Source organism: Streptomyces sp. NPDC058470, from assembly GCF_042721055.1.
Lineage (GTDB): Bacteria > Actinomycetota > Actinomycetes > Streptomycetales > Streptomycetaceae > Streptomyces.
Window position 1 is genome coordinate 1 of sequence record NZ_JBHXMF010000068.1, and the last position, 2,049, is coordinate 2,049.

At 68.9% G+C, this 2,049-nt stretch carries 2 protein-coding genes; both read right to left on the bottom strand.

Translation table 11 applies throughout. The annotated features are described in order from the left end of the window. Positions 1–72: 72 nt before the first annotated feature. The gene (lgt, locus tag ACFWP7_RS35865) at positions 73–1,083 is read right to left on the bottom strand and encodes a prolipoprotein diacylglyceryl transferase (protein ID WP_384390516.1); all 1,011 of its coding nucleotides are present in this window, start codon (positions 1,081–1,083) and stop codon (positions 73–75) included. A 155-nt stretch (positions 1,084–1,238) separates the two neighbouring features. Beyond that, positions 1,239–2,015 (bottom strand): DsbA family protein, encoded by a 777-nt coding sequence (locus tag ACFWP7_RS35870; protein ID WP_384390637.1) that lies wholly within the window; start codon positions 2,013–2,015, stop codon positions 1,239–1,241. Positions 2,016–2,049: the final 34 nt, after the last annotated feature.

Consider the following 2,049-nt stretch of genomic DNA (forward strand, 5'->3'; position numbering starts at 1 on the left):
GGAACCCATCGCCCGCACGACGGAGAGGGCGCCGAATCAGATTCGGCGCCCTCTCCGTCGTCCTACAAACCGTCAGCTCTTCTTGGCCGACTCGGCCTCGTCAGCCGAGGACTCACGGGACTCGTCGGACTCCGGGGAGCCGTCGGACTCCACAACCTCGGCATCAGCCGGCTCCGCATCCGCGTCCACAGGCTCGGACTCGGACTCGGCCTTCTCAAGGTCGACGGGACCCCCGTCGACCGCAGCCGCATCGTCTCCCTCACCGGGACCGAGCGGCTCCACGACCTCCTCGCGCCGCGGCCGCATCCGTGCCGACAGCACGAGGTAGACGACCGCGAGGATGAACACCACGATCGCGGTCCAGTTGTTGAGACGCATGCCCAGGATGTGGTGGGCCTCGTCGACGCGCAGGTACTCGATCCAGAAACGGCCGACGCAGTACGCGGCGACGTACAGCGCGAACGCCCGCCCGTGCCCGAGCTTGAAGCGGCGGTCCGCCCAGATGACGAGGAAGCCGACACCGACGCACCACAGGGACTCGTAAAGGAACGTCGGCTGGTAGAGACCCGGCACCCGGCCGTCCGCCGCGGACGTGATCTTCAGCGCCCAGGGGAGGTCCGTCTCCTTGCCGTACAGCTCCTGGTTGAACCAGTTGCCCCAGCGCCCGATGGCCTGCGCGAAGACGATGCCGGGAGCGAGCGCGTCGGCCCAGGCGGGCAGCGGGATTCCGCGTCGGCGACAGCCGATCCACGCGCCCACCGCACCGAGTGCGATCGCGCCCCAGATGCCGAGCCCGCCCTGCCAGATCTTGAAGGCGTCCACCCAGTCGCGGCCCTCGCTGAAGTACAGCTCGTAGTCCGTGATCACGTGGTAGAGGCGACCGCCGACCAGGCCGAACGGCACGGCCCAGACCGCGATGTCGGCCGTCGTGCCGGGCCGCCCGCCGCGGGCGATCCAGCGTTTGTTGCCGAGCCAGACGGCTACGAAGACGCCGATGATGATGCAGAACGCGTAGCCGCGCAGCGGAATGGGGCCGAGATGCAGCACACCCTGCGACGGACTGGGAATGTAGGCAATTTCCATGGCAGGGTCGACGCTACCGTGCCGGACGCGGCCCACGGCAGGCAGCCCGGCAACGGCTCCATAACGGGCGGTGCCCCCGGCCTGCGAAAAACCGGGGGCGCCCGCGCCCAGCAAGGGCTGATGCCCTTCCGCGGGCACCCTCGCCCGGAAAGGCGTCAGCCCTTGTTCGCCGCCTCCACCATCTGCTTCAGCTTCGCCGGGGTCATCGACTGGTCCGCGTAGATGTTCGTGCCGCCGAGCAGCACCGTCGGCGTACCGGTGAAACCACTGGTCCCGAAGGCGTCGTTCGACTTCACGACCCAACTGTCGTGCGTGCCGTCGTCGACACACTTCTGGAACGCAGCCGTGTCCAGGCCGTCGACCTTGCCCGCCAGCTCGATGAGCTTGCTGTTGCCGGCGAACGCGTCGTCGGTCTCGGCGGGCTGGTTCTCGTAGAGCACGTCGTGGTACGCGGTGAACTTTGCGGCGTCCTGGGCGCAGGCCGCGGCGTTGGCGGCCTTGCGGGAGCCGCTGCCTCCCATGTTCCCGTCGATGATGGTGACGAGGTGGTACTCGACCTTCAGCTGTCCGGCGTCGACCAGTTCGTGGATGGTCGAGCGGTAGGCGCTCTCGAAGGACTTGCACGCCGGGCAGCGGAAGTCCTCCCACACCGTGAGGGTCGACTTGGCGCTGTCCTTGCCGACGGGGATCGCGAGGCCGTCCTTGCCGGTCGCGCCCGAGGGCGTCACGACCGGGCCGGAGGCGTCGCTCTTCTTGTCCTTGCCGGAGTTGGCGGCCACGACGCCCACCACCGCGGCCAGGCCAAGGACACAGACCACCGAAGCCCCCACGATCAGCGCGCGACGGCGCTTCTCCGTGGTCTTCTGCTTCTCTCGCTCGGCCGCCAGCCGCTCGCGGGCGGTGCGCTTTCCGTCACGGTTCTTCTCGCTCACATCCGGCAGAACGAACCGGGGAGGCGCAGCGCGC

Excerpts from the sequence above, each read along its gene's own strand:
- lgt (WP_384390516.1), bottom strand. The coding sequence starts at position 1,083 with ATGGAAATTGCCTACATTCCCAGTCCGTCGCAGGGTGTGCTGCATCTC.